The sequence below is a fragment of the Pseudocalidococcus azoricus BACA0444 genome (assembly GCF_031729055.1).
Lineage (GTDB): Bacteria > Cyanobacteriota > Cyanobacteriia > Thermosynechococcales > Thermosynechococcaceae > Pseudocalidococcus > Pseudocalidococcus azoricus.
Genome location: NZ_JAVMIP010000009.1, coordinates 58,074 through 77,280 on the forward strand (window position 1 = coordinate 58,074; position 19,207 = coordinate 77,280).

The 19,207-nt window shown below is 42.8% G+C and carries 21 protein-coding genes; 6 read left to right on the top strand and 15 right to left on the bottom strand.

Annotated features, from left to right (window positions below):
• Window positions 1-32 precede the first annotated feature (32 nt).
• The 3 genes from RIF25_RS10030 to RIF25_RS10040 are packed head-to-tail and all read right to left on the bottom strand — an operon-like array spanning window position 33 to window position 3,612.
• Window positions 33-1,229, bottom strand: a complete 1,197-nt coding sequence (locus tag RIF25_RS10030; protein WP_322878401.1) for a nucleotidyltransferase domain-containing protein — start codon at window positions 1,227-1,229, stop codon at window positions 33-35.
• 31 nt (window positions 1,230-1,260) lie between these two features.
• Window positions 1,261-2,934, bottom strand: coding sequence for an ABC transporter ATP-binding protein (locus RIF25_RS10035; protein WP_322878402.1), 1,674 nt, complete (start codon window positions 2,932-2,934; stop codon window positions 1,261-1,263).
• Between the two features lie 3 nt (window positions 2,935-2,937).
• Entirely contained in the window at window positions 2,938-3,612 is a 675-nt protein-coding gene (locus tag RIF25_RS10040) for a glycosyltransferase family 2 protein (RefSeq protein ID WP_322878457.1), read from the bottom strand.
• On the opposite strand from RIF25_RS10040, the gene RIF25_RS10045 reads away from it, so the two are divergent.
• On the top strand, window positions 3,605-4,519 hold the full coding sequence (locus tag RIF25_RS10045) for a radical SAM protein (RefSeq protein ID WP_322878403.1): 915 nt from the start codon (window positions 3,605-3,607) through the stop codon (window positions 4,517-4,519). The two genes, RIF25_RS10040 and RIF25_RS10045, sit on opposite strands and share 8 nt — an antisense overlap.
• Before the next feature lie 21 nt (window positions 4,520-4,540).
• On the opposite strand, the gene RIF25_RS10050 is transcribed toward RIF25_RS10045, so the two are convergent.
• From RIF25_RS10050 to RIF25_RS10085, 8 genes are all read right to left on the bottom strand, one after another.
• Window positions 4,541-5,401, bottom strand: a complete 861-nt coding sequence (locus RIF25_RS10050; RefSeq protein ID WP_322878404.1) for an SDR family NAD(P)-dependent oxidoreductase — start codon at window positions 5,399-5,401, stop codon at window positions 4,541-4,543.
• Window positions 5,402-5,421: 20 nt separating this feature from the next.
• The gene (locus RIF25_RS10055) at window positions 5,422-6,174 is read right to left on the bottom strand and encodes a glycosyltransferase family 2 protein (protein ID WP_322878405.1); all 753 of its coding nucleotides are present in this window, start codon (window positions 6,172-6,174) and stop codon (window positions 5,422-5,424) included.
• 4 nt (window positions 6,175-6,178) lie between these two features.
• Window positions 6,179-6,862 (bottom strand): glycosyltransferase family 2 protein, encoded by a 684-nt coding sequence (locus RIF25_RS10060; protein ID WP_322878406.1) that lies wholly within the window; start codon window positions 6,860-6,862, stop codon window positions 6,179-6,181.
• Window positions 6,863-6,873: 11 nt separating this feature from the next.
• Window positions 6,874-7,629, bottom strand: coding sequence for a glycosyltransferase family 2 protein (locus RIF25_RS10065; RefSeq protein WP_322878407.1), 756 nt, complete (start codon window positions 7,627-7,629; stop codon window positions 6,874-6,876).
• Window positions 7,630-7,723: 94 nt separating this feature from the next.
• Window positions 7,724-8,464, bottom strand: coding sequence for a glycosyltransferase family 2 protein (locus RIF25_RS10070; protein WP_322878408.1), 741 nt, complete (start codon window positions 8,462-8,464; stop codon window positions 7,724-7,726).
• Window positions 8,465-8,468: 4 nt separating this feature from the next.
• Window positions 8,469-9,218: a glycosyltransferase family 2 protein gene (locus RIF25_RS10075; protein WP_322878409.1), complete on the bottom strand. Its 750-nt coding sequence runs from the start codon at window positions 9,216-9,218 to the stop codon at window positions 8,469-8,471.
• Between the two features lie 5 nt (window positions 9,219-9,223).
• Window positions 9,224-10,324, bottom strand: coding sequence for a hypothetical protein (locus RIF25_RS10080; protein WP_322878410.1), 1,101 nt, complete (start codon window positions 10,322-10,324; stop codon window positions 9,224-9,226).
• Between the two features lie 34 nt (window positions 10,325-10,358).
• The gene (locus tag RIF25_RS10085) at window positions 10,359-10,787 is read right to left on the bottom strand and encodes a PqqD family protein (RefSeq protein WP_322878411.1); all 429 of its coding nucleotides are present in this window, start codon (window positions 10,785-10,787) and stop codon (window positions 10,359-10,361) included.
• Window positions 10,788-10,888: 101 nt separating this feature from the next.
• On the opposite strand from RIF25_RS10085, the gene RIF25_RS10090 reads away from it, so the two are divergent.
• Window positions 10,889-11,626, top strand: a complete 738-nt coding sequence (locus RIF25_RS10090; protein WP_322878412.1) for a class I SAM-dependent methyltransferase — start codon at window positions 10,889-10,891, stop codon at window positions 11,624-11,626.
• Window positions 11,627-11,657: 31 nt separating this feature from the next.
• Here the strand turns inward: RIF25_RS10090 and thrB are convergent, their stop codons facing one another.
• The 3 genes from thrB to RIF25_RS10105 form a co-directional block, all read right to left on the bottom strand.
• Window positions 11,658-12,557 carry a homoserine kinase gene (gene thrB, locus RIF25_RS10095; protein WP_322878413.1) on the bottom strand — a complete coding sequence of 300 codons (900 nt, stop codon included), beginning with the start codon at window positions 12,555-12,557 and terminating at the stop codon, window positions 11,658-11,660.
• A 129-nt stretch (window positions 12,558-12,686) separates the two neighbouring features.
• The gene (locus tag RIF25_RS10100) at window positions 12,687-13,463 is read right to left on the bottom strand and encodes an SDR family NAD(P)-dependent oxidoreductase (RefSeq protein ID WP_322878414.1); all 777 of its coding nucleotides are present in this window, start codon (window positions 13,461-13,463) and stop codon (window positions 12,687-12,689) included.
• A 93-nt stretch (window positions 13,464-13,556) separates the two neighbouring features.
• Window positions 13,557-14,063, bottom strand: coding sequence for an SRPBCC family protein (locus RIF25_RS10105; protein WP_322878415.1), 507 nt, complete (start codon window positions 14,061-14,063; stop codon window positions 13,557-13,559).
• A 338-nt stretch (window positions 14,064-14,401) separates the two neighbouring features.
• Here RIF25_RS10105 and hemF point away from each other — a divergent pair, with 338 nt between their 5' ends.
• From hemF to RIF25_RS10120, 3 genes are all read left to right on the top strand, one after another.
• Window positions 14,402-15,427 carry an oxygen-dependent coproporphyrinogen oxidase gene (gene hemF, locus RIF25_RS10110; RefSeq protein ID WP_322878416.1) on the top strand — a complete coding sequence of 342 codons (1,026 nt, stop codon included), beginning with the start codon at window positions 14,402-14,404 and terminating at the stop codon, window positions 15,425-15,427.
• A 131-nt stretch (window positions 15,428-15,558) separates the two neighbouring features.
• The gene (locus tag RIF25_RS10115) at window positions 15,559-15,822 is read left to right on the top strand and encodes a hypothetical protein (protein WP_322878417.1); all 264 of its coding nucleotides are present in this window, start codon (window positions 15,559-15,561) and stop codon (window positions 15,820-15,822) included.
• A 41-nt stretch (window positions 15,823-15,863) separates the two neighbouring features.
• Complete coding sequence (locus tag RIF25_RS10120; RefSeq protein ID WP_322878418.1) at window positions 15,864-17,192, top strand: aminopeptidase P N-terminal domain-containing protein; 1,329 nt, start codon at window positions 15,864-15,866, stop codon at window positions 17,190-17,192.
• A 5-nt stretch (window positions 17,193-17,197) separates the two neighbouring features.
• Here the strand turns inward: RIF25_RS10120 and RIF25_RS10125 are convergent, their stop codons facing one another.
• On the bottom strand, window positions 17,198-17,665 hold the full coding sequence (locus tag RIF25_RS10125; protein WP_322878419.1) for a hypothetical protein: 468 nt from the start codon (window positions 17,663-17,665) through the stop codon (window positions 17,198-17,200).
• 225 nt (window positions 17,666-17,890) lie between these two features.
• On the opposite strand from RIF25_RS10125, the gene RIF25_RS10130 reads away from it, so the two are divergent.
• Entirely contained in the window at window positions 17,891-19,192 is a 1,302-nt protein-coding gene (locus tag RIF25_RS10130) for a valine--pyruvate transaminase (RefSeq protein WP_322878420.1), read from the top strand.
• The last annotated feature ends 15 nt before the right edge of the window (window positions 19,193-19,207 follow it).

Here is a 19,207-nt window from a genome sequence, read left to right on the forward strand (position 1 = left end):
CTGATAGTATGGATGAATAAATTTCATGGTTTTTATCGACAAATCTTGAAGAAAACTATCAATATTGTGTTAAATAGTTTATTAATTCTATGTATGAGCTTTTTCCAACAGAATTCTGATCGAAAATACGTCCATAGAAAAGATAATAGGTTTTTCTTTGGTTTTGATAATTGACCTGGGTATGAATTAAAACTCTGATACATAAGCTGTAAGCTCATGAACTCCGCCAAGATAGAGTTAAGAGGATTTTTAGAGAAAACATCCACAGAGGAATTAGTTCTTATATAATGTGCGAACTTCTCCTTTTTAGTAGCAGAGTGATGATTGATATCAATAAATATATTTCTGGGAACTGACAGTTCTAGATTGTCATTAAGATAATTTAATGTGGTCAACAAAGGAAGATTAAGTGAAAATAAATTAGTTCGTTTTACTAATTCCAACCAGTTAAAAAAATCTTGCTTATTATAAATTGTTAATGCATCAGCAATCCAACGAATAGGAGGCTCCGGAGACCAGCAAGAACCGTGAACACAGACATGAAGAAAACGGTCAATTGGTTTAAGTATTCTTGTTTTTAAACCCATAAATTTTACTAGCTGACTGTCATCCCAAAAAACTTTCTGATCACAAAGGGTAAAACTATTTTGAAAAACTCGCCAATGTAAATCTAGGCTCCACCCATCTTGATCTCTTAATCCAGAAGCATGTCGTAAAGATATATGTTCATGGGCTTTGTCAGAATTATAATGGGTAGACTTCCAACCATTTTGCATTAAAATCATCATAGCTTTTTCAGTCAATTCAGGAGGAACTAAAACATCCATATCTGCCATAGGCCGTACCCCCCAATCTTGATAATCGGCAATGCATAAACTCATCCCCTTTAGTAAAACAGTTGGAATATTTGCTTCTTGAAACTTCTCTAAAACTTTTCTTAGCCTTTGAACACGAAGCTGATTCATTGACCAAGTATGTCGATAGATACCTTTAAGCTTTTCTATTGTTGGGTGTTCGACACCAAGTTGAGATAAATTTCGGTATAGTAGCGGCAGTAGCCGATTAGAGCCAGCATCAAGATTTTCAAAGTCCACTTGCTGTATCCAGGCCTGCCACGCGTGAATTGCCCTTTCTCCAGGCCAAAGGGATGCCCGCAATAATAAAATTTGTTCAGGAGTTGCTTGGTAGTTTCCACCGCTTAATAGCCGGTTCGCCTGTGTAATAGACATAGACAAAGATAACCCAAAAACGAATCAACAATTAAATAAGAGGAGAAACTAGTCTTAACCTACCATTATTCATTTCTAAGACTTGATCTGCCTGTTCAGTTAGCTTTAAGTTGTGGCTGACAATTAAAATTCCAGGCCTGGATGATATTTTTTTCAAATTAGCCATCAATTCCGCAATTGCCTCTTGATCCAAATGATTAGTTGGTTCATCCAGAATTAACATCTTAGGATGACGCAATAAACTACGAGCCAATGCCAGTCGCTGCCGTTGGCCACCAGATAAGAGAGTACCATCTTCACCAATGTTTGTCTGAAGTCCTTGTGGCAATTGTTGAATGAAATAATCTGCCATAGCAATTTCAAGAACATGGTTGACTTCGGATTCAGGATGATTATCCAGGCCATAGGTCAAATTTTCCCAAACCGTACCAGGAAAGAAGAAATTTTCTTGCCGTACAACCCCAATTTGTTGACGAAAAGAAGCCATATCAATATCCGCATATGATGACTCATCAGCTATAATCTCTCCAGAATCGGGTCGGTAAAACCCTAAGATCAAATCAATGAGAGTACTTTTACCACAACCATTTGGACCGAGAATGACAATAACTTGGCCTGGCCATAGGGTTAAGCTTAAGTCCGACAAGAGTGGAGTCTCACCATGAGAGAAGGTAATATGGGCTAAAGATAGTTTACCTTGCCAATCAATTTGTACCTGACCATTGTAGGACTGAAAAATTGGATGGTGGAAAAAGCGATAAATATTATCTAAAGATGCTTGTCCCGAAATAAAAACTGGAATTGTTCCCAATATTGATTGTAAGGCAGTTTGCAACAGATTTGTAGCGATATAAAATCCAATCAACTCACCCAAGCTAATTGTATTACCAATCACAGCCCAACCACCACCTATTAAAAGTATTAACTTAGCAATGGTTAGTAAATTACTTTGAGTTAAAGTATAAGCACTATTTAACCAGGCCACTTGAATGGATTTATGGTATAAATTTTTGATTGATTCGTTCTGACGAGACCGTTCCCAATTTTGAGCAGATTGAATATGAATGAGATCTAAACCGCGAATAGTAAATAAAATTCCCTTACTAAACTGTTCAAATGCTCTCAAAAATAATGGTGTGGTATATTTTAACTTTCTTCTTGCATAGTAATTATAAATAAATGCCAGTGGTGAAATTAGGGCCATTAAGGCTAAAAGCAATGGGTTCCAATACCAAAGCAAGATAACTAAGCTAATAGTTGTAACAACGGATGGCAGCACCACTGTGAGAGAGTTATTACTCATAATGTCCAGGCGTTCGGTATCTTGAACAATAGTCGTATGCCAGTGAACATAATCTGCTTGACGATATATTCCTCTGGGAATAATGAATAATCTTTCTAGGAGTTGCACGCGCATTTTTAGAATTGCTGTTTTGGTAACAATCAATGTTAAATAACGATTTGTGAGAGCGATAGTAGCACTTAAAAGACTAAAAAGAAGCATCCCTAAGCCAACTTGAAAAAGAGAGACTAAGCTTCGACTTGGAATGGCCCAATCAAATGCGGCGCGAGCCAAATACATACTCGGCAAAACCATAAGTGATTGCAAGAAAGAGAGAAAGATACTCCAGGAAAGTTTGCCATATCGCCGCTCGTAAAATGATAAATAAAATTGCCACAACTTTAGAGAATGTCTTGTCTTCACAGTTTAAGATTGACTCCTTCTACGGTCTAAAGAAGATTTTATAATCCGCACATAGTCTTGCCAATAACGCTTCGATTTTTGAGATGAATTATCATTGTGAACACGCCTTAAGAGCACGACATCGGGTGGAAAAAAGCTGATTAGATTCAATTCAATAGCTCTTAAATACCAATCAAGAAATTGTCCAACTTCACAAGTTTCTGAGAATTTGCCAACCTGGTTAAAGGTTTCTCGTCTTAATAACATCGCTCCAGCGGCGTAGGCGGGCATAATCTTGTGAGGATAGTTCCAGCGTTGCGCTTCTTGGGTAGACAGTTCAGGGCTGATGAAATGCTCAACTTGTCCAAAGACAATATCTATATCTGGATTTTGCTTGAATGCATTTATCTGGATGGTTAATTTATTAGCTGCCCAAAGATCATCAGCATCCAGGAAAGTGAGAAATTCACCCTGAGAGATTTCAACACCATAATTACGAGCTACTCCAACCCCTCGATTTTCTTGATATTTGTAGTAGATATTCTGATAATTCTGTATCAACTCCTGTACAACTGTGGATGTGTGATCATTAGAACCGTCATCAATCACGACGATTTCCAAAAAATGTTTCATCTGAGACAGCACGCTAGTAATAGCAGCTTTGATATATTTTTCACCATTAAAAACAGGTATGATCACACTGATCAAACTATCATCCTTAATTATATTTGTCATGCTAAATAAATTTACATCGGACTATGTAGTATTATGCATCAGTATAAGTAGCTTTAGTCAGTTAAAATCTATGAAAATAGTTAGAAATCTTGAACTTCATATCATTCATAGCTGTAATCTACACTGTGAAAGTTGTGCACATTACTCTAATCAATATCATCAAGGACTAGTAACTCTGGGGGAAGCAGCGCAATGGTTTGAGCAATGGCAAGGACGAGTTCAGCCAATTTCCTTTTCTTTACTTGGGGGTGAGCCGACTCTTCATCCTCAGTTAGCAGAATTTGTACCGCTTGTTAAGAAATATTTTCCGCACAGTAAGTTGCGTTTAGTGACCAATGGTTTTTTCCTTGAACGGCATCCTGATCTCCCTCGATTTCTTAGGTCTTACCCTAGGGCTGAACTTCATATTTCAATTCATCACGACAGCCCAGAATATGTAAGCCATCTACAACCCCAATTAGATTTAGTTTTTCAATGGCAACAAGAGTATGAAATCAGTATAAAGATTTTAAACTCTCAAAAATATTGGACACGGCGATATTATGGCGTTGGTTCACAGATGGAGCCTTTTGCAGATAATCAACCCCGACAAAGTTGGGAAAATTGCCCTGCGAAGCATTGTTTGCAGTTATTTCAAGGGCAACTTTGGAAATGTCCTCCCCTAGCATACTTACAACTTCAAGCAAAAAAATACTCTCTTTCTGAATACTGGCAACCCTATTTAAACTACACACCACTATCATCAAATTGCACCGAGCCAGAGCTACACGAGTTTTTAGGGCGTGAAGATGAAAGCTACTGTGCGATGTGTCCATCAGAACCGCAGATCTTCTCATTGCCAAATCCTATTGAAAATATTTCTGTTAAATAAACATGATCATTGGCTTTCGGACTAGGATTGCTGAGAACGAAAATTCAGACTTGTTACGCCATTGTCAACTGTTAAAACTGCACCGGTAGTAAAGCGACTAAAATAATCAGAAGCAAGATAAACTACAGCTCTACCAATATACTTCGGGGGAATAGAGGTTTTTTGTAATTGACCATACTGCCAGTAACGAGGGTAACCTTGCTCATCTTCCTTCACGAACCCCGGGGCGATGCCATTAACACGAATCCCAAATTTACTCAAGTCAATGGCCATTTCTTTGATAACCATGCCTAATGCTGCCTTCGAGGAGGAGTAGCTTGGATCGTTATGGATCAGCCATTGGTGGATTGACGTTATGAATATAATTGATCCCTTTGTTGAGGTTTTAATCATGTTATTAGCCACTAACTGAGTTAAGTAGAGAGGGCTGAATACATTAGTATCATAAACCATCTTCCAATCCGATAGATAAAAGTCATCGATCCGCGATTTTCTAACAGCAATCCCAATATTATTTACTAAGGTATCAATGGTGATATTTTCCTGACTTAAATACTCAATAATCTGGTCAATATCCTGCTGATTGGTAATATCAGCTTGAAAGCCCTTAGACTGCACAGCGTAAGTACTTAATTCGAGTTCCAGTTTTTTACATTTATCTAGGTCTAAGTCTAAAAAATAGATATTTGCCCCCTGCTTGGCCATCTCTAGGGCAATGCTGCGTCCAATATTTTGCCCAGCACCAGTAATAAATACATTTTTGCCATATAAAAGCTGATTATCCATCACCAATTTTGGTTCAGCAGTTAGGATAATAAATACTGGATTGTACTTACCCCTTAATACATTAATAAGCAACTTGAGGCGATACAAGATATTCATTAACTTACCCAAATAAAAGTCTAAAAAATGTTTAACCTTTCAGGCCAGGCCCCGAGATAGTCCATCAATGAGCTATGGTTATTATCCATAATCTGAGAATTTTTCTGCTTCATTCGTTGGAGATGTCGATGAAACGCTTCTAATCGCCCCTTCTGTAATATTTTTATAGATTTAGTTATGTTTTTATCGTGGCGGCGGTAATATAAAACTACCTGAGCAAGGCGATGTTTAATAATTCCTAACTCCCAAGCCCGAATAAACCAATCCATATCCTGACCACTATATAAACTTTCATCAAAAGTACCCACTTTCTGAAAAAGAGATTTTCGATAGAGACAACAACCTAGCTGCATCAGAAATACCGGTTGAGAATCGGGTAAAAACACACCAAGCTCTGAATTTAAGACATAAGGTTGCATTAGGCCTTGAACTATATCAACCAATGGCCTGATTTGTAGATATTCAACAAATTTTCCCAATATGTTATCCAACCAAAAATCATCAGAGTCTAAAAATGTTACGAACTCTCCCTTAGCAATTTCTAAACCCCGATTTCGGGCTGGGCCTGGGCCGGCACAAGAAGACTTTAAATAATGAACTAGTGGGTCGGATTTTGCAATGTCTGCGGTCTGATCAGTTGAATCATCATCAACCACGATAACTTCAATTGGCTCGTAATATTGTCTGTGAATACTAGCTAGTGCTTCACCGAGGAAAAGCTCTCCATTATGCACAGGTATGATAATACTCACTAAGGGTTTATCGTCAATCATAAAGTTAGTCATTTCTTTTTTCTAATCTTTTCTGCTGGATGTGCTGACGAAGAATATTAAGTAGTTCCTGAGAGTTCACACCAGCATTAATCGTTGCGGTATTCCCGCTCCAAACTCGCTTGTGAAGCAATATTTGTGGGATAGTCTTCATAGGGATATTCTTCTGTTCAGCTCGAATGAACCACTCAACATCATTAGCAAACGCAAGAGATGGTGACAGCAAGCCTACCTGCTTAAACACACTTTTTCGAGCTACTAGAGTTTCCATGATGCGCCCAGTAAGCTCTTGTTTTAGTAGGGATGGCTTAAAACTATAGGCATCTTCTGGAGCAGACTCTGTAAAGTAACAAAAATTGGTAATTGTGTATCCTAAATTCGGTTCTCTCTTCATTAATTCAATCTGTAATTGAAGCTTCTGAGGTAGCCATCGATCATCATGGGACAAAAAAGCAATAAATTCCCCTTCAGCACTTTCAATCCCTTGATTATAGGCTTGAGCCAGGCCTGGTTCTCGCTGTAACTGATATTGAACTAGATCATAGGATTGGGCAATTATTGCAGTTCGATCTGTTGAGTTACCATCAATCAGAATAATTTCATCAACAGGATAGGTTTGAGTGACAATACTGTCGATGGCTTCAGATAAATAAGGTTCGCCATTTTTAACCACCATAACCACACTGATCATAGAAATGGAGTTCATGAAATTTTTGGTAACTCCGGAGATGAAACATAACCAAAATAATCGGCCACAGTAATTGAGGAGGGCAGAACCTCTGATTCTTGGCGAGTTCGTTTTAGATGGCGATAAAAAGCCTGCACTAATCCCTGTTGAACTCGGAGCTTATCATTAGTCATATTTTGATCATGCCTACGACGTAAGAGAGTGACTTCATAAATTCGATCTTTAGGAATTCCAAGCTCCCAGGCCCGCATAAACCAGTCTACATCTTCATTTGTTTTCAGTGAAATATCAAAGTAGCCTATCTTCTCAAATACAGATTTCCGATATAGTGCACTGGCAAAGTTTACATTCCAATGCGGAATTCCCGAGTAATCGAATGTTTCTGTTTGCGGATTATAGTTAAGTTGCTGAACTAAGCCATGGACAATATCAACCGTGGTATTTTGGCTCAAATAAGTCGCTAAGTTAAGTAGCATTCCAGGTGGATATAAGTCATCAGAATCTAAAAATGTGATGTATTCTCCTTTGGCAGCTTTAATACCCGTGTTTTTTGCAGCAGCAGCACCCTGGTTGTGTTGATAAATATAGGAAACTTTCGGATTTGATCGGGCAATTGATGCGGTCTTATCCGTAGATCCATCATCGACTAGAATTATTTCGAGTGACTGGTAATTTTGGGAGTGAACTGAATCTAACGCCTCGGTTAGAAACCGCTCTCCGTTATACACAGGTATAATCACTGAAATTAGAGGTAAACTGATAATCATCATAACTTATCCAACATAATCCGGTGATCTAAGACTCTAAGAAAATAAATTCAAGTAGTAAATTAATCACTTCATAACTGTTAGTGATCAACTGAAATCAATAGGGCCAATGTCCAAAATAATCCAATGTTTTCTCTACTTGTAAATTTCGCGTTTTATTCTCCTGTTGACGTATTCGTTTTAAATGACGGTGATATACTTTAACCAAATTTAGCTGAGATAGTGTTAGAAACTTGGTCATATTATTATCATGTTTTCGATACAATAAGGATGTAAATTCCAGCTTTTCTTTGTGAATATTTATTTCGTATGCTCTTAACGTCCAATCCCAGTCTTCACTACAACTTAATGTTGTATCAAAGAATCCTACAGAATCAAACACATATTTACGATATAAAGAACTTGCCATTAAAGCAAACATGAAATAAGGGACAGTTATTGGGTTGAATTTTTGATCATAATTATTAAGACAATATTCTTGAACCTGAGATTGAATAATATCAACAGAGGGATTATTAACAAGATAGCTTGAGTGTCGCCGTAGTGTATCTCTCGTCCAGATATCATCACAATCTAAAAATGCAATAAATTTACCATTGGCCTTCTCTAATCCCATATTCTTTGCCGCACCAGGCCCCTGGTTATTCTGATAATAATAATTAACGGTTGGGTCAGATTGAGCGATGACAGCACTGTTATCTGTTGAGCCATCATCAACAACAATAATTTCTAGAGATGGATACTCTTGAGCATGAATACTTTCTAATGCTTCCGACAAGAATTTTTCGCCGTTCCAGACAGGAATTATCACGGTAATTAGGGGGTAATCAGTATTCATATAATCATTTCTTTTGATTATTTTTAAAGTATTTATTAAAGCCAATATATTCGAGAAAACTTTGTTTGTTATGGCTAAGCTGTAGATTTTGACGATTATATTGAATGTGTTCATAGTAAACTCTCATTATTCCTTTTTTTATTGTTATGGTATCCCACGTCATATTATTGTCATGTCTGCGATAGTGAAGAGTAACTTTCTCAAGACTATAATTTGGAACTTCTTGATACCAGGCCCGCATAAACCATTCAATATCATCACAACCTTTAAGCCCATCAGACAATAGACCTACCTTGAAAAATATTGATTTGCGAAAAAGAGCACTACCTAGGTTGACATGCCAATAGGGAATTCTATCGGAAATATAGAACTTGCTGTCATCCAAACAATAGTTATACTCTTGTACTAATCCATGAACTAATGCAACATCGGGCATTTTCTGTAATATTTCAACTAGATTAATCAAGCTACCTTTGGGCCATACATCATCTTGATCAAGAAAGGTAATTAAGTCTCCTTTTGCTTGAATTATGCCATTATTCCGTGCTACAGCCTGTCCTTGATTTTCTTGATAAAAGTAACGAACTCTTGAATCGGCTTTGGCAATTTCAGCACTATTATCCATAGAACCATCATCAACAACAATTAGTTCTAGTGGGTCATAGTTTTGAGCATGTATACTGGCAAGAGCCTCTGCTAAAAAATGCTCTCCATTGTAAACAGGAATAATGACTGAGATTAAAGGGAGTGTCATAATAGCTACAACTCATTTAATATTTGCAGAATATTCTCAGGAATTTGCTTTATATCTGTCCCAATTTTTAGATAAAAACAAGGTAAGTGTGATGCAACTTTGGAAATCATCTGAAATGTATTTTGATTCGTATAGGGCAACTGGAGAATACTACTAGGAGCGATTGAGAAAAGTGCTTTAGCCGGAGATGTTCTTTCCCATGTTGTTGCGCTTAAACCAGTGACCTTGGGAATACAAATAGCTTTTAAGGGTAACTCATTTAACAAAGCTTCGGGTGCAAACTGGTTAACAAATGCCATTGCTTTCTCATATTCGATATTTCTAGAATTAGATAGATACTTGTTGATGAATGGAAAACGTTTTAAATCATTTTTACCGACTAACTTCACTGTACTAAATAAGCTATGGACTTTTAGAGGTTGCTCCCAAGTTACAACACAGTAATCATCACTTAAATATTTTAGTTTGCTATCTACACAGGCCAAGGCTGTAGTTGACTTTCCTGAGCCGCCTTTACCAACCAATAGTACTCCCTTATCCTCTAAGCCGACTGCACCAGCATGAAGCATTAATTGTCCTTTACTTTGAACTAACCAATGCCAAATAACTTTAAATGGTGAGCCAATTTCATAGTAGGGCAGTCTATTTATATCTTGGATTAAGCAGAGAGCAATATTTTTCTCCAAATGATAGAGGTTGACAATACCTGATCCACCATTATAGGCAATTAAAATTTGCTGATTGTCACCATTAGTTATTTCACCTCGAGGAGCAAGATACTTTTCAGGATGCTGGGCTATTGCTCCAAACCAAGCTTTAACTAATTGCGGTAAAGGTTGATTATGAGAAACTTGCTCTGATACAAAGATGGTTAAATCTGCTTTCATCTGAGAAGTCTTAGGAATAATTAAATGTAGTTGAGCTGGAGAGATGATTTTTTGAATAGTCTCATTTGCAAATTTTAAGTGAATGGTGTAATCGCCTATTTTATAGAAGCTTTCGCAGACTGTGGTTGTATGACTGATACTATTTTGGCAGTATTGATAAAAACTCCAAAAAATATCATGATTGCCTATCATTAAGTTAGAATCTCTTATCAAAGTCATACGCTATATTTTTTATAATCTGTCTTTTAATCGTCTACTCAATGTTAGCTTTTGGCCAACCGCTGTCTGTAACATCGTGAATTGGGTCTAATATCAACAAATCTTGCAAATCACTATATTTACACAGCTTTGGTTCAACAAAACTCTTTCCTACTGCCATATTGTCTAAGTTCAACGACTCAGAATCAGGCAAATCTTCCCCTAGGGGTACAATCAAGCCCTCCATCTGCAACTCATCCACCAGGCCGGCCACAGTATTGATCATCTGATCAGAATGGGCATTAAATGTCTTGGCTAGCCAATTACCAACTTCAGTAACCGTTAGTCCTTGGGATAATAACTCCCAGATTATGGCTCCAGAACCTTCCATACTGTAATAGTTACCACTGTCAAGATTGAGAATCACGGCTTCCCCCTCAATCACTTCGCTGACAACCGTAGGCGTATTGACTCTAAACTTCATAACTTATCTCGAAAGATATTTGTCTAAGAGGACGTTGGATTAATATTTTTGTTAGCCTACCACAAATGGTTCGTTGTTAAAAAACTAATTGGTATAACTCTATGCTCATGAACTCTTTTTGGGGGAAGCAAATTCTTGCATTAATTCGTGAAGGAAACTATGCCCATCCTGGAGAAGAGGAAGCCATTGAGTTAATGTTTGCCACAATTCCGTCAAATCCGGACCGAAAGATGTTAGATGTTGGTTGTGGTCGGGGCGGCACGGCTCATTATTTGCAGTCCCACGGTTGGGGAAACGTGACTGGCCTGGATTTGGATGCAGACTCGATTCAATATGCCCAAGAGCACTATCCCGGCTGCAAATTTTTCACTGCAAATGTTCTAAACGCACCAAACACTCTACCGACAACCTATGATTTGCTCTACCTATTCAACTCGTTCTATGCTTTCGAGGATCAGGCCCAGGCCCTAGATGCTCTTCACCAAGTTGCCCATCCCGGCTCCACCCTTTTAATCTTTGACTATATAGATTTAGGAACCTATCACCAGGCCCCGATTACCCAAGCTAACAAACCTTTTATTCCCCATCCCATTGTTTTAGCTGAAATCACATCTCTACTGGGAACACAGTGGCAGTTAACCCGTATTCAGGATCTTTCGGCACAGTATCAACAGTGGTATCAACACTTTATGGCCCAGGCCCATAGTAAACGGCTCGACATTATTGAATTGGCTGGAGTCCAGGCCTGGGAAACTGTTAGCCAAGTCTATGGAGAACTATTAGAATCCATTCGGCGGGGAGAATTAGGGGGCGCAATCATCACCACTCAGGCCCAGTAAGGCTCACTGATTCCTCCATGAAGATCACTACCTAAGCGACCTCAGCACCCTGAACATTAAGTTGGGTCACCTGAGTTTGAGCCAAGACCCCGACCTTAGCCCAAGCCGAACCCATTGCTTCAGCTACCCCTTGAGAGGATTGAGGAGGTGTTAATGCCAGCAACGTTGGCCCCGCCCCACTAATCACCAGGCCATAGGCCCCCGCTGCCAGTGCTGCAATTTGGACTTGCTCATAACCCGGAATCAGGGAATGACGATAGGGTTGATGGAGTCGATCTTGCAGGCCAGCCGCCAGCCATTGAGCATTACCAGTCCCCAACCCTTGAATCAGTAGGGCGAGGTGGGCTGCATTAAAAATGGCATCCCCATAGCTGAGATGGGGCGGGAGAACTTGCCGAGCCGTCTGGGTCGCTAATTCAAACTCTGGGATCGCAATCACGGGAACAACAGACTCATGCCAGGCCAAGGGAACTGTCACCCACCCCTGATCCCCTGCTCCCGTTGCCGTCAATTGACAGCCCCCCAACAAGGCCGGAACCACATTATCTGGATGCCCCTCCATCTCAATCGCTAGGTCTAGGAGTTGTCGAGGATTCAAAGGCTGATCCATAAGTGCATTGGCCCCCAGCAGTCCCCCGATGATAGCCGTAGCTGAACTGCCCAGGCCTCGCGCTAAGGGGACTCCCAACTCAATCTCTAACTGAATATCAGGAATATCTTCGTCAAGGGAATCATAAAAATAACAAAAAGCTTGATAGGCTAAATTCCGTTCATCCGTCAAGACTTTGCCAGCATCCAGGCCCCGAGCCATAATCTTGGTCGTTGGAGATTTTTGGAACTTAAATTGATTGGTCAGGGATAGGGCTGCTCCTAAACAATCAAACCCAGGCCCAAGATTTGCTGTTGTTGCGGGTACTGTTACCGTGATCATCGTATTTGCCGTTCAAAAAAGTGGTTCATACCTTACGCTGATCAATCCAATCACATAATGGCCTGACGGCAAGCTCGGAACCAAAAATATCCCAAAATTGACAATATCTTTATCAGTGCTTAGTTAAAGTTAAGCTGGGGGGCGAAACCGTGGCTCTAGGGTTTTGACAAGAACATCCCTAGGCAAAAAACGCGGGAGGCTGACAACAACGCGATTTTGCAACTGCCCGCTCACCAGATGAGAACGCCGCGCCGCCAGAGCCATCAATGCTTCTTTAACAACCCCTTCCGGTGCATCCCCTTTTGACATCCCTGGGGCTTGGGTCATCTCGGCCACATCAAAAAATTCAGTTCGGGTTGGGCCTGGACAAACCGCCATGACTGTAATTCCCCGCCCATAGTTTTCGGCCCAAAGAGCTTCGCTGAAATGAAGCACAAAAGCCTTAGTGGCGGCATAAACACTGATGTAGGGCATGGGGAGGAAACCCGCAATGGAGCTAACATTGAGAACTTCCCCCTGTTGCCGTTGTTGCATTTCCCCCAGGAACAAGTGGGTCAGTTCCACCAAGGCCGTAATATTCACTTGGATCATAGCGGTAAACTTGCCTAGATCACGGCTGGCAAACTCCCCATAGTCCCCAAAGCCAGCATTATTGATCAATAAATCAACAGTCATCCCCCAGGCCTGGACTTGCTGAAAAATCCCTTGAGCCGCCTCCGATTGACTTAAATCTTGAACAATATATTTAACAGTGATTCCATATTGTTGTTGGAGGGGATCTCCCACGGCCTGGAGTTGTGCTTGGTTCCGAGCCGAAAGGATCAAGTCATACTGTTTGGCTGCCAAAGCCTGAGCAAACGCCGCTCCAATCCCCCGTGATGCACCCGTAATCAATGCAACTGGCATACCCACTCCCCTGCGCCTCTAACGCTCTGAGCAAATGTCCATACTCTAGCGAAGATTCTGCCCAAAGCTAGGGATGCTTTTGAGATGGAAGACTCAAAACCCTAAGCAGGGATCTGGCGGCGGGGTCTTTGTTGGGGGGTCTGTTTCTGCGGCCATAGCTAAACGATTGGCCACTGTTGCGGCATAACCTCGGACTAAGGACCAAACTAAGGGTGCGAGCCAGCCCCGCATTAACACCGAGTAGGTGATTTTTGTGCCGCAGACCGTAGATTCCATCCGATAAATGACTCGCTCCTCAACCCCAGGCAGAACCATAATTCGGATACTGAGGAGATCTTCAGGGGAAACCCGCTCCACAAAAATCTGCATTGGCCAGGGAATTAACCGACTGACGGCCCCAAAAATTAGACCCGGCTTGGGCATTAATCCATAGGGAACATTGGTGCGGGCAATTAGCGGGTGCCAAGAAACATCCGCCAAGTTGGCAATTTTTTTCCAAATCAAATCCACAGAGGCGGAGCTAATGGCCTGGTAAGTCCGAGCAAGAGGCCAACTGGCAGGTGACAACTTGAGGGATTTAGGTAAACGATGCGGGCCCACTCGGCTTCTCCTAACCTTAGCTATCGGGTTACGCAGACGGTTTTAAGGGGATAGAAATCTTCTACGAGCGTTGGCAATGGCCTACCGGAGGCGCAGCAAAGCTCTACACAGCATTGTCCATAGACCATTTCCTAACTTGCCTTGATGGAACTCTAAATTGAGTGACGGGGTATATCGGAGGAAACCGATAACTAATCCATTAAAACGCAAATCTTCCAAGGGATAAACCCAGCTTAAGGGAACTTTAAGATTGATAACTCAGCCTCTCATCTGACCACAATCTCATGGATCATTTTAGATAGCGTCTGATCTCAAGTTTTGATGGAACTTCATTAATTATGTCCGCCCCTGCCACCATACCAACTGTTACGTCTCTACCTCCCGATAATTCCCGCGAGCAAGTTGCCACCTTTTTAAAAGGCTTACAAGACCGGATTTGCCAGGGACTAACCACCGCAGACGGGCAAGGGGAGTTTCAAGAAGATAGTTGGACGCGACCGGAAGGCGGGGGGGGCCGATCTCGGGTGATTCGCCACGGCGGTTTACTGGAGCAAGGGGGAGTGAATTTCTCCGAGGTTTGGGGGGATCATCTGCCACCGTCCATTTTGCAGCAACGTCCAGAGGCTGAGGGCCATCGGTTTTATGCCACCGGAACCTCAATGGTGTTGCATCCCTGGAACCCCTATGTCCCCACTGTGCACTTGAACTACCGGTATTTTGAAGCCGGGCCCGTGTGGTGGTTTGGGGGTGGTGCAGATTTAACCCCCTACTATCCCTTTGCTGAAGATGCAGCCCATTTCCATCACACCCTCAAACAGGCCTGTGACCCATATCATCCCGATTACTATCCCGTTTTTAAGCTCTGGTGTGATGAATACTTCTATCTGAAGCATCGGGGGGAATCTCGCGGCATCGGCGGTATTTTCTTTGACTACCAAGACGGTGAACGGGAGTTGTATCGCGGCCCCGATCCCCATGGTCTGGCAGCCCAACTGAGTCAAGAAAAGGGAATTCCTCCACAACGGACTTGGCAAGACCTCTTTGGCTTAATTAAAACCTGTGGCAATGCCTTTTTAGATAGCTATTTACCCATTGTGGAACGGCGGCGAGGCCTGGAGTATGGTGACCGAGAGCGGCAATTTCAACTCTATCGGCGCGGGCGTTATGTGGAATTTAATCTGGTTTATGACCGCGGGACTATTTTTGGGTTGCAAACCAATGGCCGAACCGAATCTATCCTGATGTCTCTGCCGCCCCTAGTCCGCTGGGAATATGGCTATCAACCAGCCCCCAACTCCCCGGAAGCCGAGCTCTATGAGATTTTTCTCAAGCCTCAAGATTGGGTCAACTGGCAACCCGCCTAATGCCGTTCTCCCATCATCTTTCCCGATTCTTGTAGAAAGTTCCGTATTTTTACGATGGTTGACCTACTCCAGATTTGACAGAGTGGTATGAGCATAACTGCCTAAACCTCAGAGCTTCTATGGCGTTCCCGATGGGTGTTCCCTCCATTTTGTCCACCGGAGTAGTGATGGACTCGTCTATTCTGAATCAGATCATGGCCCGGCTTTCCCATGCGGATCAGATTCGTTTGCTGGTTTCTCATCCCTTTTTTACGGGCCGTTGCCCCCAATGTCATAGTCGCGTCCCCCTTTCCCAGGCCAATCTTGGCCAAGCCCAGTGTACCCATTGTGGCTGGCTGGATCTAGACCTGCAACAGGAAGAATTACGCGACGACAGCATTACCCCCTCCTGCTAAATTTTTCCCATATCATGGTTCTATGGCTTGGAGTGATTGGGATGCAGGCAGATTATCAGCAACGGCGGGAGACCTTAAAGGCAAAAATCGGCACAGGAGTTGCGGTCTTTAAGAGCGCGCCGCGGGCGGTCATGCACAACGATGTGGAATACAACTTTCGTCAAGATAGTGACTTTTATTATCTGACTGGTTTCAATGAACCCGGAGCCGTTGCCATCTTCGCCCCTAACCATAGTGAGCATCAATTTATCCTGTTTGTCCGTCCCAAGGATTTAGAGCAAGAAACCTGGTCAGGGCGGCGGGTTGGTGTAGATGCAGCGAAAGATTTATGCGGGGCTGATGCGGTTTTTCCCATTGCCGAACTTGATGAAAAACTACCGGGCTATTTAGAAACTGGGGATCAGATTTACTATCATCTTGGTCGGGATGAAAAATTTGACCAGAAAATCCTCAACCATTATCAACACCTACTGCGAACCCTGCCCAAACGAGGCACTGGCCCAGTGGCTCTAGCAGATCCGACTGCGATTTTAGCTCCCTTGCGTTTAATCAAGTCTCCATCAGAGTTAGCCCTAATTACCCGCGCCATTGAAATTACCGTAGAAGCCCACAAGCTGGCCCGAGAGATGGCCAAACCCGGATGTTACGAGTATGAAATCCAGGCCGAGATGGAACGCCTATTTCGCCTCCGGGGGGGAGATGGGCCGGCCTATCCGTCAATTGTTGCTTCTGGGGAAAATGCCTGTATTCTGCACTATACGGAAAATAAGCGCCAACTCCAGGCCGGGGATTTACTGCTAATTGATGCGGGCTGTGCCTATGGCTACTACAACGCCGATATTACCCGTACCTTTCCCGTCAGTAGGACGTTTACCGATGAGCAATATATTCTTTACAACTTAGTGTTGAAAGCCCAAAAAGCGGCGATTGCCCAGGCCTGGAGTGGGAATACCTTTAATCAAGTCCATGAGGCGGCCGTCCAAGTGATTGTTGAGGGTCTTTTAGAACTCAATCTGTTGGCTGGGGATGTGGAAACCTTGATGACCGAGGGCAAAGAAGACAATAAACAAAAATATCGCACCTTTTTTATGCACGGCACGAGTCACTGGCTGGGCCTCGATGTCCATGATGTCGGTCTATACAAACACAACAAAGAAACTTGGGTGACACTCCAACCTGGGCAACTCCTGACCGTTGAACCCGGAATTTATATTGCTCCAGAAGTGCAACCGGCCGAAGGTCAACCAGAAATTCCAGATAAGTGGCGGGGCCTGGGAATTCGGATTGAAGATGATGTTTTAATTACTACAGGCGAACCGGATATTCTCACCGCCGCAGTTCCCAAAGAAATTGTGGACATCACCAATTGAATTGATCAAGGAGTTCGGCGGGTTAAGGTGGCTTCCATCAGGCTAAGATTTTTACTCCCAGCAGTATAAACTATTGTCATTACATATTGATTGGAGTTGATTTGCCAATAGGTTTCTGTGCCACCCCGTTTAGCGGGATCCCCTAAAACCCAAAATCGTTTGGTGATTGCTTTTTCTCCGACCCACCCCACCCCTTCGACTCGGCCCCACTGACTATGCTGTAGTACAAGGGTATAGTGACTTTGACCGTAAGCTAACTTGCCCCGATATTGCAGAGTCAATGGTGATTGTGGCTCTAACTGATCTGGAAATATAAATTTTGCGGCCATTGTGAACCAATCATCAGAAGTCCAACTGACTAGGATCCGCCCACTGACTTTTTGCTGACTTTGATTTGGGAGGAATAAAGAGCCTTCCGCAGCCCAATCTCCGGCATCTACAAAAAACGTATGTCCCGCTGCCTGTGCCACCATAACTAGACCCCTACTCCCCAACCTGGCTGTCTCAACATTTAAGGTTAAACTCTAAATACTGGAGATGCCTATCAAATGTTCAAATTTCCACCAGAATAATAGGGCATAATCATTACAGTTTAAGGGTCAGATGGACAAGAGATACGGATGTGATTCGGTTAGGGCGTGCTCCTGTCCGTCCAGGCCTACTTTACTCCCTGAAAAATACTGCAAAAGGTTAGCTCAATGAACCCACCCCTTTCAGCCATTGGTCAGCAAATGTCCCATTTGTCGGGGGTGCGGGCAATCATGAAAGATATTATTGAAACCCTCCATGCCCACAAGGGTAAAGAACTCATTAATCTCAGTGCGGGTAATCCCTTAATCGTTCCCGAAGTTGAGCAACTCTGGCGGGATTGTACCCAAGAACTCTTAGCCAGTTCTGAATATGGGCAAGTGGTTTGTCGCTATGGCACAAGTCAAGGCTATGAACCGCTGATTGAAGCCATTGTCGCTGATTTTAACCGCCGCTACGATCTCAATCTAACGGAGAAGAATGTTTTAATTACCCCCGGTAGTCAAACACTCTATTTTTATGCAGCCAACGGTTATGCTGGGCTAACGGAATCCGGGGAGATGAAGCAGGTGGTGCTGCCCCTCAGCCCAGAATATACTGGCTATGGCGGCATTAGCTTACATCCCGATATGGTGACCGCCTATCGCCCCCGTTTAGACATAGATGTTGCGCGGCATCGCTTTAAGTACCGTCCAGACTTTGAACAACTGAAAATTGACCAGAGTACGGGCTGTGTGATCTTTTCTCGTCCCTGTAACCCCACAGGCAATGTTTTAACTGATTTGGAAGTTCGGCAAATTGCTGACCAGGCCTTGCCCTATGGTGTGCCCGTATTTGTGGATGCTGCCTATGGCCCGCCCTTTCCCAGCCTCAACTTTACGGAACTCAATCCCATTTTTGGCTCGAATCTAGTCCATTGTCTGAGTCTTTCCAAAGCTGGCCTGCCAGGGGAACGGGTGGGAGTAGCCATTGGGGATGCCTCGCTCCTGCGAGTGTTAGAAGCCTTTCAAACTAACGCCTGTATTCACGCCTCCCGATACGGCCAGGCCATTGCTGCGCTAGCGATTGCCAATGGAGCATTAGCCCAGGTATCCACAGAGGTGATCCGCCCCTTCTACCAGGCCAAGTTTACAATCCTCGAATCAACCTTAGCAGAGTATTTATCCCCAGAATTACCCTGGTTTCTCCATCAAGGGGAGGGGGGAATTTTTGCCTGGCTCTGGTTGCAAGACTTACCAATTTCGGATTGGGAGTTGTACCAGCGGCTCAAGCAAGTCGGGGTGATTGTCGTCCCTGGCAGTTCTTTTTTCCCAGGCCTGCGGGAGGATTGGCCCCATAAACAGGAATGTATTCGCATTAGCCTCACCGCCGGAGATACTGAAATTGCCACGGGGATGAAACGCTTGGCCCAAACCATTATCCAGGTCTATCAGGAAGCATCCCGGCCGATGATAGCCACTCTGAAGTACTAGAAGCACTAGACAAAA